Consider the following 18,502-nt stretch of genomic DNA (forward strand, 5'->3'; position numbering starts at 1 on the left):
TGTCTCCTTTTTCCTTCGGGAAACCGAAGCGCACAGCATACGCTCACTAGTGCGACTGACGTGCGCCCTTGCGCAAGGCCGGGTGCTCGGCCAGCACCTCGTGCACCAGCGTCACGAACGCCCGCGCTGCGGGGGACAGGGAGTGCCCGGCCAGCGACACCACGCCATACGGCGCACGCAGTTCCGTGGCGGGACGCAGCGGCAGCGCCACGGCTTGTCCGTCGGCCTGCAGGCTCGCCATCATCGCGCGCGGCACCAGCACCACCGCATCGGTCGACAGCATCAGCGTGCGCAGCGCGTGCATGTCGTCGCACGTGACCGTCAGAAGTTCGCACGGCGTGCCATCAATGTTGCCCTGATCCTCCGCGACCCGGCGGTTGAAGAAGTCACGTACGCCGGCGGGCAGTCGCGGACCGGCCACGGGGTAGGGCGTCAGTGCCGCCAGGTTGATCGCGCGGCGTTTGGCCAGCGGGTGGCTGCTGCGCACGAAGAATGCAGTCTGCAGCGCCGGCAGCCGTTCAATCTGCAGGTGTGGCAGTCGGGTCAGGCTCTGGCTCTCGCCGACAAAGGCATCGAGCCGTTCCGCCTCCAGCGACGTCAGCATGGTGCGCGTGTCCGCTGTCTCCAGGTCGATGCGCAACGTCGGATGGCGCGCCACCAGCGCGGCCAGCACCGGCTCAAGAAGGAACGCTGATGCGAATGGCCCGAAGCCGATGCGGATCTCTCCGATCTCGATGTCCTGCAGCATCTGCAGGTCGCGCCTGAGTTCGCGGCCTTCGCGCAGCATGCGCCGTGCGCGCTCGAGGACGATGGCGCCGGCAGCGGTCGGTCTGGCCTTGCCATATGCGCGGTCCACCAGCGTGCCCAGGTCGCCCTCGAGCGTCTGGATGCTGCGTGTGAGCGCGGGCTGCGACAGGTGCAGCGCATCGGCGGCGCGGGCGAAGCTGCCTTGCTCGATCAGCGTGACGAAGTGATGGAGCTGACGCAGGCTCATGAATTCAGTTTTTATGCATGGAAATTTGAAAAATATTGCATTGGACGTATTTTCTCAAGCTGGTTAGCTTGTCTGCAAACCAAAAACATCAAGCTCAAGCAACCGGAGACAAGGCATGAACCGACGTGCGCTGCTGGCGCTCGCCCTGAGTGGCATTACCGTTTGCAGCGCACCGGCGCTCGCGCAGACCTATCCCTCCAAGCCGATTCGCATCGTCGTGCCGTATGCGGCTGGCGGCGGCACCGACACCGTGGCGCGCGCGCTCGGCGAGAAGCTCAGCAAGCGGCTGGGCCAGCCCGTCGTGGTGGAGAACAAGGCCGGTGCTTCCGGCATCATTGGCACGGATGCGGTGGCAAAAGCTGCACCGGACGGCTATACGCTGCTGGTGACCATCACGCAGACCGTTCTCACCAACCAGTTCCTGTTCGCCAAGCTGCCGTACGACCCGCGCAAGGACCTGTCGATGGTCAGCGTGCTCGCCGATGCGCAGCTCGTACTCGTGACGAATACGTCATTGCCGGCACGCACGCCGCGCGAACTGGGCGACTATGCGCGCACGCGGCCGGGCAAGGTCAGCTATGCGTCGTGGGGTGTGGGCTCGTACTCACATCTGAGCGGCGCGTATTTCAGCAAGCTTTCACGCGCCGAGTCCACCCATGTGCCGTACAAGGGCGAAGCGCCGATGCTGCAGGACCTGCTCGGCGGCCAGGTGCAGTTCGGCTTCGCCAGCATCCTCACGGCCAAGCCGTATATTCAAAGCGGGAAGCTCAAGGCGCTGGCGGTGACGGGGGCACAACGCAGCAGCGCGCTGCCCGAGCTGCCGACGTTCGCCGAACTGGGCATGGGCGACAGCGCGTTCAAGACGGTCGGCTGGATCGGCATGGCGGCCCCTGTCGGCGTGCCGCCGGCAGTGACCGCGAAGCTCGAGGAAGAGGTGCGCGCGATTATGCAGACGCCTGACATGCAATCGCGCATGGCTGGGCTTGGCCTGCGCCCGCTGGGCAGCACCCCGGCCGAGGCCCAGGCGATCTTCGCGCGCGACTGGCCGGTGCTGAAGATGCTGGTGGCCGATTCGGGGGCGAAGCTCGACTGAGTCCGGGCATCCCTACGTGGCAAAAAAGCCGCCGGCCACGGCGGTTTTCTGCTTCTGCATGGCGGGGCATAATCAGGACGAAAATCAAAACCATACGCATTCTCGATTGCATGCGGTAGATGTGGCGATTACCGTCGCATTTTGGCGTGTCGCTTGATGTCGCCCCAATTGTGGCTACCATGAAAACGCACCGGTAAAAGCCGGGCACGATGGAAAAAAAGGAGAAGCACGATTTTCAGCCGCCGGGGGAAGGGAATATGCCATGAAAACGGACAAGAAAGTCATTCAGCTGCTCAACGCCCAACTCAAGCACGAACTGACTGCGATCAACCAGTATTTCCTGCACGCGCGCATGTACCGGCACTGGGGCATGAACGCGCTCGGCAAGCATGAATACGAGGAATCGATCGAGGAAATGAAGCATGCCGACAAGCTGATCGAGCGCATCCTGTTGCTCGACGGTTTGCCAAACCTGCAGGATCTCGACAAATTGCTGCTCGGCGAAAACACCGAGGAAATGCTGGCCTGCGATCTCAAGCTGGAACAGGTTTCCCAGGCGAGCTGCAAGGATGCGATCAAGTATTTCGAGTCGGTGGGCGACTACGTCTCGCGCGAGGTCGTTGTCGATATCCTTGAAGCGACCGAAGAGCATATTGACTGGATCGAATCCCAGATCGAACTGGTCGCCAAGGTGGGCATCCAGAACTACATCCAGTCGGCCATGGGCGGCATGGAATAGCCGCACTGCGAACAGCGTTTCTGCAGAGTTTCCGATTTCCCGCTACACTGCGCCCCGCAACACGATTTGTCCCCGGACGTTTCGTCCACGGCGGGGTGGCAGAGTGGTGATGCGACGGCCTGCAAAGCCGTTTACGACGGTTCGATTCCGGATCCCCGCCTCCAGTTTCCTTCTACGCACCTGGCGCGGAATCTGCGTGGCGCCGTACAGCGGTGCGCGCCACGGCTTTTCTCCTTTCCCGCCTCACCCGTTTGAGAGCCGGCCGGCTCGCTCATGAAACGGGCTGCCCTCGGCGTGATCGACGGTTATCTACGCGTTCTTCCCGTCTGGAACAACAACGCTGTTTAGGGTAGTGTGTTGGCGCGGCTGCGAGTCGATACGCGACATACAATGCAAGCAGGCGCACGTGACAACCATGCAGGGCTTCCGTGGTTTGCTGTACGTGAGTGACGCAAGAACAAGAGGCTCCAGATGATCAAAGATTTGCGAATCCGGGCGGCGCTGGCTCCGGATGCGCCTGCGGTTGGCGCGGTGCTCGAACGTTGCGGCCTGCCGACCGATGATGTGTTCCGCTTGCTGGAACACTTCCACGTCGCCGTCCACGAATCGCAGATTGTCGGCTGCGGGGCCGGCGAGCGGTTTGGCGAAACCGTCGTGGTCCGCTCGGTCGGGGTGCTGCCGGAATACCGCGACCAGGGCGTTGCGTCCCACGTGGTCCGCGCGGTGCTGATGCGAGCGCGTGCCAACGGCGTCAAGCGCGCCGTGCTGCTGACGACCAGTTGCCCAAGCTACTTTGCGCGCTACGGCTTCTCGCTGATCCCGGCCGCCAAGCTGCCGGCGGAAGTCCTGTCGTCGAAGGAATTCCACCGCCATACCGACACGCCGCCGCTATGCATGTGCTGCGACCTGACGTGATCGCTTGCGTCTGAGCCCGGGCACGTTTTCGCAAAACCGGAAATAATCGGGTCTTCCCAGTCAGAGGAGACCCGGCATGCTGACCGCCCGCGTCATACGCGTCCACGAATTTGGCCCACCCGAAGCGATGCAGCTCGAGCGCATGGAGCTGCCACCGCCCGCCGAAGGCGAGGTAGTGGTGCGCCAGACGGCGATGGGCTTTAACTTCATTGATATCTACCAGCGCCGCGGCACGTATCCCTTGCCACCGGGCACCGGCCTTGGCCATGAGGCCGCCGGCGTGGTCGAGGCAGTCGGTGCGGGCGTGAGGGGGTTTGCGCCGGGCGACCGCGTGGCCTACATGAATGCGGGGCTTGGTGCCTATGCCGACTACCGCAACGTGCCGGCCGCGAAGCTGGTACGCGTGCCGGACAGTATTTCCGACGAGCAGGCTGCCGCCGTCATCTTCAAGGGGATGACTGCGCAATACCTGGTGCGCCATACCCATGCCGTGAAGGCGGGCGATGCGGTGCTGATCCATGCCGCCGCGGGCGGTGTGGGCCAGATACTGAGCAGCTGGGCCAAGGCGCTGGGCGCCTATGTGATTGGCACTGCGGGCTCGCCGGAGAAGTGCGAACTCGCGCGCCGGATGGGCTGTGACGTGGCCATCGACTATCGCAGCGGCGATTGGGTCAAGGCCGTACGCGAGGCCACCGGCGGACGTGGCGTGCGCGTCGTATATGACGCGGTGGGCAAGGACACCTTTTTGGGCTCGCTCGATTGCGCGCAGCAGTTCGGCCTGGTGGTGCTGTACGGTGCCGCGTCTGGCCCGGCGCCGGCGATCGAACCCGAACTGCTGAACAAGAAGGGTTGCCTGTTCCTGACGCGACCTTCGGTGTTTCCGCACAACGCGGACCCGGATATGTTCCGCGCCAACGCGAAGGACCTGTTCGACGCCGTTACCGCCGGCCATGTGAAGGTGGAGATCGGCGCGCGTTTCGCGCTGCAGGACGTTGCCAAAGCGCATGCCGCCGCAGAGTCCCGGGCGACGACCGGGGCAATCGTATTGCTCCCGTAGTGTCGATCAGACTTGCTGCGTTGCGGACGCCGCGTGCCAGTGCTGGTCGCGGCAAACACTGATCTCCACCGTCACGTGCACGAGTTCCTCGTGCACGGACAACGCCTCGCGCACAGACTGCGGCGTCAGCGTGGCGTCGTGCGTGACCAGGCAGACGATGGAGGCGAACTGCTGCTTGCCGACGCGCCAGACATGCAGGTCAGTCACGCGCGTGGCGTCACGCGCATCGCCGGCGTCCTCGAAGGCGGCGAGCACTTCGCGTACCTCTTCGACCACGGGATGATCCATCTCTCTGTCCAGCAGCACGGTGCCGCTCTGGCGCAGCAGGCCTAGTGCCCAGCGGCCGACCAGTGCCGCGCCCACCAGTCCCATCACTGGGTCCAGCCAGCTCCAGCCGAGCCACCATCCACCAGCCAGTGCGACGATGGCGAGCACTGACGTTGCCGCGTCCGCGAGCACGTGCAGGTAGGCCGAGCGCAGGTTGATGTCGTGGTGGTGGCCGTGATCATGGTGATCGTGCGCATGCCCGTGGTGATGCCCGTGATGGTCGTGACCGTCGTGGTGGTGATGCGCGCCGCCGAGAATCAGCGCGCAGCCAAGATTCACCAGCAGCCCGAGCGCCGTAACCGCCATGGCTTCACGGTAGTGGATCGCTTGCGGGCTGAACAAACGCTCCACGGAGCCGATCGCCATCAGCGCGGCCACGCCAAGCAGGAATATGGCGCTGGCGAAACCCGCCAGCACCTCGATCTTCCAGGTGCCGAACGCAAAGCGCGCATCGCTCGCGTAGCGGCGCGCGGCGGCGTAGGCAAATGCCGTCATGCCGATGGCCAACGCGTGCGAACTCATGTGCCACCCATCCGCCAGCAGCGCCATCGAGTTGAACCACCAGCCCGCGGCGATCTCTACCACCATGGTCGCGGCGGTGATCGCCATCACCAGCCGCGTGCCGCGCTCGGCCGCATGGTTGCCACTGTCGAAGACGTGGCTGTGGGTCCAGGAGGAAAGATTCTCGGTGTGCATGGCGTTAGAAGACCGAAGGAAGCGAGACGAAAAGCGTAGCAGAGGGCGATGTCGGTATCGCATCCGTCCATGCTGCACGGAAGGGAAATGAGCCGGGCGAATCACCGTGAGGCTGGAAAGTCGCCAGATGTGACGACTTCCGCCAAAAACATACATTCATGAATGCATGTATAATTTCCGAAGTATTCACATTCCTGCCTCACATTTGTTGTGGATTTCGATATGAGCTACCGTTTTATCGCTACTTGCATGACCGTCTGGATTGGCGTCTGCGCCACAGCGGGTTGGGTGGTCGAGCGCCTCTGGGGCTGATCTCCCGCAGCGGCCGGTTCGCGGACCTCACGCAGCACGTACCGCGCGCTGCCCATTCGCCAGGCTGTCAAAGAATTCCCATAACTGTGGCGCGTCTCCGGTCGCCACGTTGAAACGTATCCACGGCGAATCCGTCTCCTCCGGCTCGAAATAAGAACCTGGCGCCAGCCAGATGCCACGTTCCAGCGCCAGCGTAGCCAGCCGGTTGCCGGTCATGGGCGCGCCGTCATGCAGGACATCGCGCACACGTGCCCACGCGAACATTCCGCCTTCCGGCCGCAGCAGCACTTCCAGGCCGTGCGCTTCCATCTTCTCCGTCACGCAGTCCTGCTGCGCGCGCAGGCGCTCGGCCAGCGCTGCCACGTGCCGCCCGTAGTGGCCGCTCGTGAGCACCGAGTACACAAGCCGCTCCGTGACTTCCGAAGATGTCAGCCCGACCGCCATCTTGGTCCGCGCAAACGCCTTGGCCAGGTCCGCGCTGGCGGCGACGTAACCCACGCGCAGCGACGGCGTGATCGTCTTGGAAAACCCGTTGATGTAGACCACCTGCGACAGCCCGTCCATCGCGGCCAGCATCGGTGAGCCGGCCGGCGCAAGTTCGCGGTAGATGTCGTCTTCCACGACGAGCAGCCGGTGCTGCTCGGCAAGCTGCAGCACGCGGAACGCATTCATGCTGGTCAGGGTCGCGCCAGTGGGGTTCTGCAGCACGGTGTTGATGAAGAGTGCGCGCGGTGCGTGCGTGCGGATGGCGTCTTCGAGTGCATCGGTATCGAGCCCGGCCGCAGTGCGTGGCACGCCAATCACGCGTAGCCCGGCAAGTCGCAGGATCTGCAGCAGGTTGCAGTAGCACGGCGCCTCGACCAGCACCGTATCGCCGGCGCGCAGCAGCGTGCGCACCACGAGATCCAGCGCCTGCGTGGCACCCTGCGTCAGCACGACCTGTTGTGCCTGCGCAGGAATGCCGTACTGGCCCAGGCCCGTGGCGATATGCTCGCGCAGCGGCGCGTAGCCGTAGGGATGGCCATAGCCCGATACCTGCGCGGCCGGCACCCGCGCCGCCGCGCGCATGGCCTGGTGCAGGCCTTCCTCATTGAGCCAGTCGCCCGGCAGCCAGCCGGCGCCGGCCTTGATCGGCACCGAATGATCGGCGAATACATCCGACAGCAGCCACGCCGCATTCAGACCGGGCGCCTCCCACTGCGGCGACCGCATGCCGCCGGCGGGCGCATGGCGATGCGCGACGGTGTAGCCGGAGCCCGGGCGGGCAGCGAGATAGCCGAGCGCCGTGAGGCGACCGTAGGCTTCCGCGACTGTAAAAGTGCTGATGCCATGCTGCTGCGCAAAGCGGCGTACCGAGGGCAGCGCAGAGCCCGCACGCAGTGCGCGGCGGTCCACCAGCGCGGCAATTCCCGCCACGATCTGTTCGGTGAGGGTCTCGCCGCCACGGCGGCTGCGGGTGAGGTCCAGGGTCAGCATGGGGCACTTCAGGCAAGTTCTAACCTGTACAGTTTAGCGGCTGCACGAGCCCGGCTGGCCTGTGCGTCTGCGCGGTCGCTGCAAATGACGCGGTGCAATGTGGGGTGACGCACGGCATCGCATAGCCTGCGCTGTCAGACTGCCTGCGGATCGTTGCTGCACCGGCACAATCCTGTACGGTTTGGCTTGCCTAAACTGTACGGTAAGGCGAAGTTGTCCGGACTGTATATTTTGTCGTCCCGGCGCCGCCGGTAGAGTGGCCGACATCCCTGCCGCTGCACACGTTTCGCCGTGACAGCGCGCGCCAACCCGAATCGCCCAGATTGCCCAGAGGAGGACGTATGGACGCCGCGAAGACCGTGATTCCCGATCTCGATGCCCTGTGGATGCCCTTTACCGCGAACCGCCAGTACAAGGCGGCGCCGCGCCTGCTGGCCTCGGCCAGCGGCATGTACTACACCACCCACGACGGACGCCAGATCCTCGACGGTTGCGCGGGCCTCTGGTGCGTAGCGGCCGGCCACTGCCGCAAGGAGATTGCCGAGGCCGTGGCCCGCCAGGCCGCCACGCTCGACTACGCGCCGCCGTTCCAGATGGGCCATCCGCTGTCGTTCGAAGCCGCCACCAAGGTGGCCGCGATCATGCCGCAGGGACTGGACCGCATCTTCTTCACGAATTCCGGTTCGGAATCGGTGGACACCGCGCTGAAGATTGCGCTGGCCTACCACCGTGCGCGCGGCGAGGGCCAGCGCACCCGCTTCATCGGGCGCGAACGCGGTTACCACGGCGTGGGCTTTGGCGGCATGGCTGTCGGTGGCATCGGGCCGAACCGCAAGGCGTTCTCGGCCAACCTGATGCCGGGCACCGACCATCTGCCGGCGACGCTGAATATCGCCGAAGCGGCGTTCTCCAAGGGTCAGCCGACATGGGGCGCGCACCTTGCCGACGAACTCGAGCGCATCGTCGCGCTGCATGATCCGTCCACGATTGCCGCCGTCATCGTGGAACCGCTGGCGGGCTCCGCCGGGGTGCTGGTGCCGCCGGTCGGCTACCTCGACAAGCTGCGCGAGATCACGACCAAGCACGGCATCCTGCTGATCTTCGACGAGGTCATCACGGCCTTTGGTCGCCTGGGTACCGCCACCGCGGCGGAACGCTTCAAGGTCACGCCGGACCTGATCACCATGGCCAAGGCCATCAACAACGCCGCCGTGCCGATGGGTGCCGTGGCCGTGCGCCGCGAAGTCCATGACACCGTGGTCAACTCGGCCGCGCCGGGCGCGATCGAACTCGCGCATGGCTACACCTACTCGGGCCACCCGCTGGCCGCCGCCGCTGCCATCGCCACGCTGGACCTGTATCAGCGCGAGAACCTGTTCGGCCGTGCCGCGGAGCTGTCGCCGGTGTTCGAAGCGGCCGTTCACAGCGTACGCAGCGCGCCGCATGTGAAGGACATCCGCAACCTCGGCATGGTGGCCGGCATCGAGCTGGAGCCGCGTCCGGGCCAGCCCGGCGCACGCGCCTACGAAGCCTTCCTCAAATGCCTTGAGCGTGGCGTGCTGGTGCGCTACACCGGCGATATCCTCGCGTTCTCGCCGCCGCTGATCATCAGCGAGGCGCAGATTGCCGAGCTGTTCGATACGGTCAAGCAGGCCTTGCAGGAAGTGCAGTAAAGAGGGATTCCAAAGTGAATATTGCTGAGAACCGGCAGATCGCCGAAATCCACCACTACATCGGTGGCACCGTCCGGCCAGGCGCGTCCGCGCGCTTTGCCGACGTCTTCAACCCGGCCACCGGTGAAGTGGCCGCACGCGTGGCGCTGGGCACTGCGCAAGAAGTGTCCGACGCCGTCGCCGCCGCGAAGGCAGCGTTCCCGGCATGGGCCGACACGCCGCCGCTGCGCCGCGCGCGCATCCTGTTCAAGTTCAAGGAGTTGCTGGACAAGCATCACGACGACCTTGCTGCGCTGATCACGCGTGAACACGGCAAGGTGTTCAGCGATGCAAAAGGCGAAGTCACGCGCGGCGTGGAGATCGTCGAGTTCGCCTGTGGCATCCCTAACCTGCTCAAGACCGATTTCACCGACAACGTCGGCGGCGGTATCGACAACTGGAACCTGCGCCAGCCGCTGGGCGTGGTGGCCGGCATCACGCCGTTCAACTTCCCGGTGATGGTGCCGATGTGGATGTTCCCGGTGGCGCTAGCATGCGGCAACACGTTCGTGCTGAAGCCGAGCGAACGTGATCCGTCGCCGAGCCTGTTGATCGCCGATCTGCTGAAGCAGGCAGGCTTGCCGGATGGCGTGTTCAACGTCGTTCAAGGCGACAAGGTCGCGGTCGATGCGCTGCTCGCGAATCCGGACGTGCAGGCGCTGTCGTTCGTGGGATCGACGCCGATTGCCGAGTACATCTACACGGAAGGCACGAAGCACGGCAAGCGCGTGCAGGCGCTCGGCGGTGCGAAGAACCATCTCGTGGTGATGCCCGACGCGGACCTGGACCAGGCCGTCGATGCGCTGATCGGCGCAGGCTACGGTTCGGCTGGCGAGCGCTGCATGGCGATCTCGGTAGCGGTAGCCGTGGGCGACGTCGCCGACAAGCTCGTGCCGCGCCTGGCCGAGCGCGCCGCCGCGCTGAAGATCCGCAATGGCATGGAAGCCGACGCCGAAATGGGACCGCTGGTGACCGGCGCGCACAAGGCGAAGGTCGAAGGCTATATCGCCAAGGGCGTGGAAGAAGGCGCGACGCTGGTGACCGATGGCCGCGGCCACAAGGTCGAAGGCCACGAGAACGGCTTCTATGTCGGCGGCACGCTGTTCGACCATGTCACGCCGGACATGACGATCTACAAGGAAGAGATCTTCGGGCCGGTGCTGTCGGTCGTGCGTGTGCATGACTTTGCCGAGGCGGTGGCGCTGATCAATGCACATGAGTATGGCAACGGCGTGTCTTGCTACACCAGCGACGGTGGTATTGCGCGTGCTTTTGCGCGGCAGATTCAGATTGGTATGGTCGGAATCAATGTTCCTATCCCAGTGCCGATGGCCTGGCATTCGTTTGGTGGCTGGAAGCGTTCGCTGTTTGGCGATCATCATGCGTATGGTGAAGAAGGCGTGCGCTTCTACACGCGCTACAAGAGTGTGATGCAGCGGTGGCCGGATTCGATTGGGAAGGGGGCGGAGTTTATGATGCCGGTGGCGAAGTAAAGGGCGGGCCGGTAATGGCGGTGTTGTCGTTCTTGGCAGGCGCCGCTGTTTCGCCGGCGTAGCCGGCGAGTCACTTTTTGGCCGGGCGACAAAAAGTAACCAAAAAACGCGTGTCTGGGCAGACGGCCATCAACGATGCGCTTCTATGGTTCGAGCGGCTTTGGTCTCGCGATGCCTGGGTGCTCGTTCAGGCCTGCTCACGCTATGTGAGTCAGAACCTGTGCCTGGCGCGGCACGACTTTTGAACGATCCCCAAGTTGGACTCGGGTACAGCGTTTCAACAACGTCAGTGGTGGGACGCCTTCGGCTGCGCTGCGCGCACGTCGTCGTCTGGACGCAAGCTCATCAGCGTCGCTGGCGCACGAGGTCCGTTTTCTTCTACCTCTCTCTACTTCGCGCATCAATGCGCAGGCCTCGTCACCGCGGCGTGGTTGGCCCTGGGCTCACGCGCTCAGACTAGAGCTCAGCGCGTAGCGCAGCCGAGGGCGATCACACGATATCGCTTGCAGCAGGGTCCACGGACAGTTTCGGGGCTCGTTCAATCAGCGCTGTATTCCCACCCACGGTGGTGCCCCACGCGGCAGGCAGCGTGAAAAAACCTCTGAAGCTCATACCCGTACAACACCCCAAGCTCCCTACGATAAATATTCGCCCGTTAGGGCAAGCCTGACGCGCTTTTGCCTCCTTTTGTCGCTCGGACAAAAGGAGGTCGCCCGCTACGCCGGCGAAACAGCAGAGCATGCCAAGCACGACAACCCAACCCCGACCAGCAGACTCCGTCAAATAGTGACCCGACGCGCACCCCCAAAAGAGTAAACTCCGACCCTTTCCAGAAAAGCCGAATCCCCTCCACAAGACGGGCATTCGCAGGAGTTGCTCCGATGAGTCTGTTCCGCACCAAGAATATCGACGCCATGCTCGCCGTGGCAAACAACGACGGCCTGAAGAAGGTCCTCGGGCCGATGGATCTCGTGATGATGGGCATCGGCGCCATCATCGGCACCGGCATTTTCGTGCTGACCGGGACCGGTGCCCTGACCGCGGGGCCCGCACTTACCGTGTCATTCGTGATTGCCGCGATGGCCTGCGGTTTTGCCGCGCTGTGCTACGCGGAGTTCGCGTCGGCCATTCCCGTCTCGGGTTCTATCTACACCTATAGCTATGCCACGCTCGGCGAGATCATCGCCTGGATGATCGGCTGGGACCTGTTGCTCGAATACGGCCTCGCCACGTCAGCGGTGTCGGTGGGCTGGTCCGGCTATTTCCAGTCGCTGGTGTCCGGATTCGGCGTGAAGTTGCCGGCCGCGCTGACCGCGGCGCCCGGTGCGGTGCCCGGTGTCGAGACCATGGTGAACTTGCCGGCCGTGCTGATCATGCTGGCGATTACGTGGATCGTGTCGTACGGCGTGAAGGAATCGGCGCGGTTGAACAACGTGATGGTGGCGATCAAGATCGGCGTGGTGCTGCTGTTCATCGCGGTCGGCGTATGGCACGTGAAGCCGGCCAACTGGGAGCCGTTCGCGCCCTTCGGCATGACTGGCGTGTTCAATGCGGCGGCGCTCGTGTTCTTCGCTTTCATCGGCTTCGATGCCGTGACCTCGGCCGCCGAAGAGGTACGCAATCCGAGCAAGGACTTGCCGATTGGCATCATCGGCTCGTTGGCCGTCTGCACGGTGCTCTACGTTGTCGTGGCCGCGATCATGACGGGCATCGTTCCGTTCGCCAAGTTCGCGGGCGTGGATCACCCCGTGTCGCTGGCGCTGCAGTACGCGGGAAAGAACTGGGTGGCGGGCTTTGTCGATCTTGGTGCCATTCTCGGCATGACCACGGTGATCCTGGTGATGACCTACGGCCAGACCCGCATCATCTTCGCGATGTCGCGTGACGGCCTGCTGCCCGAGCGACTGTCATCGGTGCATCCGGTGCATGCCACGCCATACTTCGCCACGTGGACCGTCGGCATCGTGTTTGCCGCGATTGCCGGCTTCGTGCCGCTCAATGTGCTGGCGGAGTTGATCAACATCGGCACGCTGGCAGCATTCACACTGATCTCCATCGCCGTGCTGGTGCTGCGCCGCACGCGCCCCGACCTGCCGCGTGCATTCCGCTGCCCTGGCGTGCCCGTGGTGCCGCTGCTGTCGGCCGGTTTCTGCCTGTTCCTGATGGCGCATCTGCAGGCACTCACGTGGATCGCATTCCTGGTCTGGCTCGTGATCGGGCTGGCGATCTATTTCCTCTACGCGCGGCGCAACGCCGTGCTGCATAACCACGGCGGCTGAGCCCGCCGCTGGCCTAGCGTTGGGAGGCGGCCTCGCGCATGAACGCTACCGCGCGAGGCTCGTTGACATAGGCGGTGTTGACGCGGATCCATGCCGAGGTCTCGCCGCCGGGACGGAAGTAGTTTCCCGGCGCGATCGTTACGCCGAAGGTCTCGGCCAGCGTGACCAGTTCGCGTGAATCCTCGACGCCCGGCGGGCGGGCCCACAGGAAATTGCCGCCGGCTGGCTCGCAGAATACCTCCCACCCGCAGGACGCAAGCTGGCGCAGCGCGTTGGCCGATGACTCCCGCACGCGCAGGCGCAGCCGTTCCACATACTTGCGATAGCCGCCGCGCTCCAGCAGCGCGGCCGTGACGGCTTCACCGAAGTGCGATCCGGCCACGCTGGTCAGCACTTTCACATCCACGAGGTCTTTCACCAGCGCCTTGTCGGCGACCACATAGCCGATGCGCAGCGACGCCGACACGGTCTTGGAAAACCCGCCGATGTAGATCACGTGCTCGAGCTGGTCCAGCGTTGCAAGCCGGTCGGTGAAGTGCGTCTGGAAGTCCGAGAAGATGTCGTCCTCGACAAAGCGGAAGCCATGGCGGCGCGCGAGTTCCAGCAGCCGGAACGCGACCGGCGGCGCCAGCGTCGAACCCGTGGGGTTCTGCAACACACTGTTGGTGAAGAACAGCTTGGGCTTGTGCTGGCGCAACAGCGCCTCGGTCGCATCCGGATCGGGTCCCGATGGGGTCTGGGGTACGCCGACGAGTTGCACGCCGTGCAGGCGCAGCAGGCCAAAGAGGTTGTAGTAGCCCGGGTCCTCGACGAACACGGTATCGCCGGGCTTGAGCAGATGGCGCACGACGAGATCGAGTGCCTGGCTCGCGCCGGTCGTGATCAGCACCTGCGGCAGTTCCGCTGCGATGCCGAGCTGGCGCACGCGGTGCAGTACCTGCCGGCGCAGTTCGGGGTGGCCCATCGGCGTCGCGTAGTGGATCACGCTGTCGATCTCGTTGCGCGAGACCGCGCGGATCGCCTGCGTCAGGCCCTCTACATCGCGCCATGTCTCCGGCACAAAGCCGCCTGCGAGCTTGAGCGTGTTGCTTGGGTGATTGAACTGTTCGAGGATATGGTCGGACAGGTCCTCGGCCAAGCTCGGATCCGACCAGCCGCGCGCCGAACGGCTCGCCAGCGGGCTGTCCGCGACATAGAACCCCGATCCTTGCCGCGAATCGAGCAATCCCTGCGATACGAGCCGGTCATAAGCTTCGATCACCGGGAAGCGGCTGATGCCGTTGTCGGCCGCCAGTTGCCGGATCGACGGCAGCCGCGCGCCGGGGCGCGCTTCGCTCGAGCTGATCCAGGCCTTCACGCCCTGGATGATCTGGTCGGTCAGCGGGATGCCGGTGTCGGCGTCGAGGATCAGCTTCATGGCGGCGCGGGCGAACTGTCAGTGAAAACTGCTGAACAGTTCATCGAAAACTGTTCACAACTGTACATGGGATTGTAGGCGCCAATCCGAATAATGGAAGCATGGCGGAGAAGGGTGCCGCCAGGCAGACAGGGAGTGGCGACATGCGTGAACTCAGAGTGTTCGAACTGGAAGAGCCGGGGCAGCCCGTGAGCCTGCGCGCCGGCTATGGGCAAAGCGTGAAGGTGATGGAGGGCCGGGTATGGGTCACGGTGGAAGGCTGCGTGGCCGACTTCTGGCTGCAGCCGGGCGAAGTCTTTGCACTGGCGGAGGGGGAGCGCTTCTGGCTGTCGGGCGAGGGCGGCCCGGCTCGCTTCACGCTGGCTGCAACGTCGGCGCCGCTGTCATTGCGGCGGTTGGCCGGCCTACTGCGGGTGCTGGCGCACCGCTGGGGCGAGTGGAAGACGGATGCGTTCGGGGAATGTCCGAGGTTGGGTGTGCGGTGATGAAGGAGTGATCGGGGCGCATTCAAGACACAGAGGACCGACGCCTGTCTGACGTCAAAGTCATATAATCGACTGGCCTTCGCCTCGCGAGGGCCATCCCCGCCTGCACGGCCAAGCCGGCAACAGACCGGCGCACCAGGCCAGCAAGCGGCCGCCAGCCCATACCAGCGAGCGGTGGAGACTATGACCGACCTTTCCGATGTGCGAGACGTACGTCGCGACGTGCCCCAGGCCCAGGCGCGCGGCCCCGTCAACAAGGTGCGTTTCGTCACGGCGGCTTCGCTGTTCGATGGCCACGATGCGTCGATCAACATCATGCGGCGCATCCTGCAATCGCAGGGCTGCGAGGTGGTTCACCTCGGCCACAACCGCTCGGTCGAGGAGATCGTGACGGCGGCGCTGCAGGAAGACGCGCAGGGCATTGCTATTTCCAGCTACCAGGGCGGGCACGTCGAGTACTTCAAGTACATGGTCGACCTGCTGCGCGAGAAGGGCGGCGAGCATGTCCAGGTGTTCGGCGGCGGCGGCGGCGTGATCGTGCCGGACGAGATCCGTGAGCTGCAGGCCTACGGCGTCGCACGCATCTTCAGCCCCGAGGACGGCCAGCGCATGGGCCTCGCAGGCATGATTGCCGACATGGTGCAGCGCTGCGACATTGACCTGAGCCGCTACGCGCCGACGACGCTCGATGCCGTGAAGGGCGGTGACCGGCGCGCGCTGGCGCAGCTCATCACGGCATTGGAGAACGGCAAGGCGAATCCGGGACTTGTCGCGGACATGCACGCGCAGGCCGGCAAGGCGGCGGTGCCAGTGCTCGGCATCACCGGCACGGGGGGCGCGGGCAAGTCGTCATTGACCGATGAGCTGATCCGACGCATCCGGCTGGACCAGCGGGACACGCTGCGTATCGCGGTGGTGTCGATCGATCCGTCGCGGCGCAAGTCTGGCGGCGCGCTGCTCGGCGACCGCATTCGCATGAACGCGATCAACCATCCGAACATCTTCATGCGATCGTTGGCGACGCGCGAGGCAGGCAGCGAGATTTCGCAGGCGCTGCCCGATGTCATCGCCGCATGCAAAGTTGCCGGGTTTGATCTCGTGATCGTCGAGACCTCTGGCATCGGCCAGGGCGATGCAGCCATCGTGCCGCACGTGGACCTGTCGCTCTACGTGATGACGCCAGAGTTCGGCGCGGCGAGCCAGCTCGAGAAGATCGACATGCTCGATTTCGCCGACTTCGTCGCGATCAACAAGTTCGACCGCAAGGGCGCGCAGGATGCGTGGCGCGATGTGGCCAAGCAGGTGCAGCGCAATCGCGAGCAATGGCATGGCAAGCCAGAGGACATGCCGGTGTATGGCACGCAGGCGTCGCGCTTCAATGACGACGGCGTCACTATGCTCTACCAGGGCTTGCGCGAGGCGTTGGCAGGTAAAGGGCTGAAGGTCGAATCCGGTGCGCTGCCGCCGGTGAGCGGCCGCATCTCCACAGGCCAGAACGTCATCGTGCCGCCGCAACGCAGCCGCTATCTGGCGGAACTGGCCGATACCGTGCGCGCATACCATCGTCGTGCGGTTGATCAGAGCCGCATCGCACGCGAGCGCCAGCAACTGCGCGCATCGAGCCGGATGCTGATCGAAGCAAAGGGCGAGGGTGCTGCAGCGCTCGACAACCTCGCCGCGGCTCGCGACGCAGCGCTCGGCGCTCTGGAGCGAAAGCTGCTCGCGATGTGGCCGCAGATGCAGCAGGCCTACAGTGGCGACGACTACGTGGTGAAGATCCGCGACAAGGAACTGCGCACGCGACTGGTTACGACCACGCTGTCCGGCACCAAGGTGCGCAAGGTGGTGCTGCCACGCTTCGAGGATGAGGGCGAAATCCTGACGTGGCTGATGCGCGAAAACGTGCCCGGCAGCTTCCCGTACACGGCCGGCGTGTTCGCATTCAAGCGCGAGAACGAAGACCCGACGCGCATGTTCGCGGGCGAGGGCGATGCGTTCCGCACCAACCGCCGATTCAAGCTGGTGTCGGAAGGCATGGAGGCGAAGCGCCTCTCCACTGCCTTCGATTCCGTCACGCTGTACGGCGAAGACCCGCATGTGCGCCCCGACATCTACGGCAAGGTCGGCAACTCGGGCGTGTCGATCGCCACGCTCGACGACATGAAGGTGCTGTACGACGGCTTCGACCTGACGAGCCCGAATACCTCGGTGTCGATGACCATCAATGGTCCGGCGCCGACCATCCTCGCGATGTTCATGAACACCGCCATCGACCAGAACCTCGACAAGTTCCGCGCCGACAACGGCCGCGAGCCGACCGACGACGAAGAAGCCAAGATCCGCGCCTGGGTGCTGCAGAATGTGCGCGGCACGGTGCAGGCCGATATCCTCAAGGAGGACCAGGGCCAGAACACGTGCATCTTCTCGACCGAGTTTTCGCTCAAGGTCATGGGCGACATCGCCGAGTATTTCGTGCACCACCAGGTGCGCAACTTCTATTCGGTGTCGATCTCGGGCTACCACATCGCCGAGGCCGGCGCGAATCCGATCTCGCAGCTCGCGTTCACGCTGGCGAACGGCTTCACCTATGTCGAGGCGTACCTCGCGCGCGGCATGCATATCGACGATTTCGCGCCGAACCTGTCGTTCTTCTTCTCGAACGGCATGGACCCCGAATACAGCGTGCTGGGCCGCGTGGCGCGCCGCATCTGGGCCGTGACGATGCGCGACAAGTACGGCGCCAACGAGCGCAGCCAGAAGCTCAAGTACCACATCCAGACCTCGGGCAGATCGCTGCACGCGCAGGAAATCGACTTCAACGATATCCGCACCACGCTGCAGGCGCTGATCGCGATCTACGACAACTGCAATTCGCTCCACACCAATGCGTATGACGAGGCCATCACCACGCCCACGGGCGAGTCGGTGCGCCGCGCGCTGGCGATCCAACTGATCATCAATCGCGAATGGGGCGTGGCGAAGTGCGAGAACCCGAACCAGGGCAGTTTCCTGATCGAGGAACTGACCGACCTGGTGGAAGAGGCCGTGCTGCAGGAGTTCGAACGCATCGCCGAGCGCGGCGGCGTGCTCGGGGCGATGGAGACCGGCTACCAGCGCGGCAAGATCCAGGAAGAGTCGCTGTACTACGAGCAGCTAAAGCATGACGGCACGCTGCCGATCATCGGCGTGAACACATTCCGCAATCCGGCAGGCGATCCGATTCCGCAGAAGCTCGAACTGGCCCGCTCGAGCGAAGCCGAGAAACAAAGCCAGCTCGACCGCCTGGCAGCGTTCCAGCATGCGCACGCCAACGATGCACCCGCCATGCTGAAACGGCTGCGCCAGGCCGTGATCGACAACGAGAATGTGTTCGCGGTGCTCATGGACGCGGTGCGCGTGTGCTCTCTTGGGCAGATTACGCACGCGCTGTTTGAGGTTGGAGGCCAGTACCGGCGCAATATGTAGGTCGAACCGGGCTGAAAGCGCGGAAAACCGCACCCCGAAATC

At 64.4% G+C, this 18,502-nt stretch carries 13 protein-coding genes and 1 tRNA gene; 10 read left to right on the forward strand and 4 right to left on the reverse strand.

What is annotated here, in order from left to right:
• Positions 1 to 46 precede the first annotated feature (46 nt).
• Positions 47 to 994: a LysR family transcriptional regulator gene (locus tag ACIGJG_RS01220; RefSeq protein ID WP_483672669.1), complete on the reverse strand. Its 948-nt coding sequence runs from the start codon at positions 992 to 994 to the stop codon at positions 47 to 49.
• Between the two features lie 115 nt (positions 995 to 1,109).
• Here ACIGJG_RS01220 and ACIGJG_RS01225 point away from each other — a divergent pair, with 115 nt between their 5' ends.
• The 5 genes from ACIGJG_RS01225 to ACIGJG_RS01245 all read left to right on the forward strand — a co-directional run bounded on the left by ACIGJG_RS01225 (position 1,110) and on the right by ACIGJG_RS01245 (position 4,798).
• Positions 1,110 to 2,087 carry a Bug family tripartite tricarboxylate transporter substrate binding protein gene (locus ACIGJG_RS01225; protein WP_483672670.1) on the forward strand — a complete coding sequence of 326 codons (978 nt, stop codon included), beginning with the start codon at positions 1,110 to 1,112 and terminating at the stop codon, positions 2,085 to 2,087.
• Between the two features lie 262 nt (positions 2,088 to 2,349).
• Positions 2,350 to 2,826: a bacterioferritin gene (bfr, locus tag ACIGJG_RS01230; protein WP_011296433.1), complete on the forward strand. Its 477-nt coding sequence runs from the start codon at positions 2,350 to 2,352 to the stop codon at positions 2,824 to 2,826.
• Between the two features lie 89 nt (positions 2,827 to 2,915).
• A tRNA-Cys gene (locus tag ACIGJG_RS01235) sits at positions 2,916 to 2,990 on the forward strand.
• Positions 2,991 to 3,297: 307 nt separating this feature from the next.
• Entirely contained in the window at positions 3,298 to 3,741 is a 444-nt protein-coding gene (locus ACIGJG_RS01240; RefSeq protein ID WP_011296434.1) for a GNAT family N-acetyltransferase, read from the forward strand.
• Positions 3,742 to 3,817: 76 nt separating this feature from the next.
• A complete protein-coding gene (locus ACIGJG_RS01245) occupies positions 3,818 to 4,798 on the forward strand; it encodes a quinone oxidoreductase family protein (protein WP_011296435.1) in 981 nt (326 codons plus the stop codon).
• 6 nt (positions 4,799 to 4,804) lie between these two features.
• Here the strand turns inward: ACIGJG_RS01245 and dmeF are convergent, their stop codons facing one another.
• Together dmeF and ACIGJG_RS01255 are read right to left on the reverse strand one after the other, a co-directional pair.
• Positions 4,805 to 5,821: a CDF family Co(II)/Ni(II) efflux transporter DmeF gene (gene dmeF / locus ACIGJG_RS01250; RefSeq protein ID WP_011296436.1), complete on the reverse strand. Its 1,017-nt coding sequence runs from the start codon at positions 5,819 to 5,821 to the stop codon at positions 4,805 to 4,807.
• 339 nt (positions 5,822 to 6,160) lie between these two features.
• Complete coding sequence (locus ACIGJG_RS01255; RefSeq protein WP_011296437.1) at positions 6,161 to 7,609, reverse strand: aminotransferase-like domain-containing protein; 1,449 nt, start codon at positions 7,607 to 7,609, stop codon at positions 6,161 to 6,163.
• A 341-nt stretch (positions 7,610 to 7,950) separates the two neighbouring features.
• Here ACIGJG_RS01255 and aptA point away from each other — a divergent pair, with 341 nt between their 5' ends.
• From aptA to bcaP, 3 genes are all read left to right on the forward strand, one after another.
• Positions 7,951 to 9,282: an omega-aminotransferase AptA gene (gene aptA / locus ACIGJG_RS01260; RefSeq protein WP_011296438.1), complete on the forward strand. Its 1,332-nt coding sequence runs from the start codon at positions 7,951 to 7,953 to the stop codon at positions 9,280 to 9,282.
• A 14-nt stretch (positions 9,283 to 9,296) separates the two neighbouring features.
• Positions 9,297 to 10,814 carry a CoA-acylating methylmalonate-semialdehyde dehydrogenase gene (locus tag ACIGJG_RS01265; RefSeq protein WP_011296439.1) on the forward strand — a complete coding sequence of 506 codons (1,518 nt, stop codon included), beginning with the start codon at positions 9,297 to 9,299 and terminating at the stop codon, positions 10,812 to 10,814.
• An 881-nt stretch (positions 10,815 to 11,695) separates the two neighbouring features.
• Entirely contained in the window at positions 11,696 to 13,093 is a 1,398-nt protein-coding gene (gene bcaP / locus ACIGJG_RS01270) for a branched-chain amino acid transporter BcaP (RefSeq protein WP_483672671.1), read from the forward strand.
• Positions 13,094 to 13,106: 13 nt separating this feature from the next.
• On the opposite strand, the gene ACIGJG_RS01275 is transcribed toward bcaP, so the two are convergent.
• Entirely contained in the window at positions 13,107 to 14,510 is a 1,404-nt protein-coding gene (locus ACIGJG_RS01275; RefSeq protein ID WP_483672672.1) for an aminotransferase-like domain-containing protein, read from the reverse strand.
• A 143-nt stretch (positions 14,511 to 14,653) separates the two neighbouring features.
• On the opposite strand from ACIGJG_RS01275, the gene ACIGJG_RS01280 reads away from it, so the two are divergent.
• Positions 14,654 to 14,995 carry a DUF2917 domain-containing protein gene (locus ACIGJG_RS01280; RefSeq protein ID WP_011296442.1) on the forward strand — a complete coding sequence of 114 codons (342 nt, stop codon included), beginning with the start codon at positions 14,654 to 14,656 and terminating at the stop codon, positions 14,993 to 14,995.
• 183 nt (positions 14,996 to 15,178) lie between these two features.
• A complete protein-coding gene (icmF, locus tag ACIGJG_RS01285) occupies positions 15,179 to 18,460 on the forward strand; it encodes a fused isobutyryl-CoA mutase/GTPase IcmF (protein WP_011296443.1) in 3,282 nt (1,093 codons plus the stop codon).
• Positions 18,461 to 18,502 lie beyond the last annotated feature (42 nt).

The organism is Cupriavidus sp. C1SS-2L (assembly GCF_057073735.1).

Coding starts and splice junctions, on each gene's coding strand:
- ACIGJG_RS01220 (WP_483672669.1), bottom strand. CDS start 994: ATGAGCCTGCGTCAGCTCCATCACTTCGTCACGCTGATCGAGCAAGGC.
- ACIGJG_RS01225 (WP_483672670.1), top strand. CDS start 1,110: ATGAACCGACGTGCGCTGCTGGCGCTCGCCCTGAGTGGCATTACCGTT.
- bfr (WP_011296433.1), top strand. CDS start 2,350: ATGAAAACGGACAAGAAAGTCATTCAGCTGCTCAACGCCCAACTCAAG.
- ACIGJG_RS01240 (WP_011296434.1), top strand. CDS start 3,298: ATGATCAAAGATTTGCGAATCCGGGCGGCGCTGGCTCCGGATGCGCCT.
- ACIGJG_RS01245 (WP_011296435.1), top strand. CDS start 3,818: ATGCTGACCGCCCGCGTCATACGCGTCCACGAATTTGGCCCACCCGAA.
- dmeF (WP_011296436.1), bottom strand. CDS start 5,821: ATGCACACCGAGAATCTTTCCTCCTGGACCCACAGCCACGTCTTCGAC.
- ACIGJG_RS01255 (WP_011296437.1), bottom strand. CDS start 7,609: ATGCTGACCCTGGACCTCACCCGCAGCCGCCGTGGCGGCGAGACCCTC.
- aptA (WP_011296438.1), top strand. CDS start 7,951: ATGGACGCCGCGAAGACCGTGATTCCCGATCTCGATGCCCTGTGGATG.
- bcaP (WP_483672671.1), top strand. CDS start 11,696: ATGAGTCTGTTCCGCACCAAGAATATCGACGCCATGCTCGCCGTGGCA.
- ACIGJG_RS01275 (WP_483672672.1), bottom strand. CDS start 14,510: ATGAAGCTGATCCTCGACGCCGACACCGGCATCCCGCTGACCGACCAG.
- ACIGJG_RS01280 (WP_011296442.1), top strand. CDS start 14,654: ATGCGTGAACTCAGAGTGTTCGAACTGGAAGAGCCGGGGCAGCCCGTG.
- icmF (WP_011296443.1), top strand. CDS start 15,179: ATGACCGACCTTTCCGATGTGCGAGACGTACGTCGCGACGTGCCCCAG.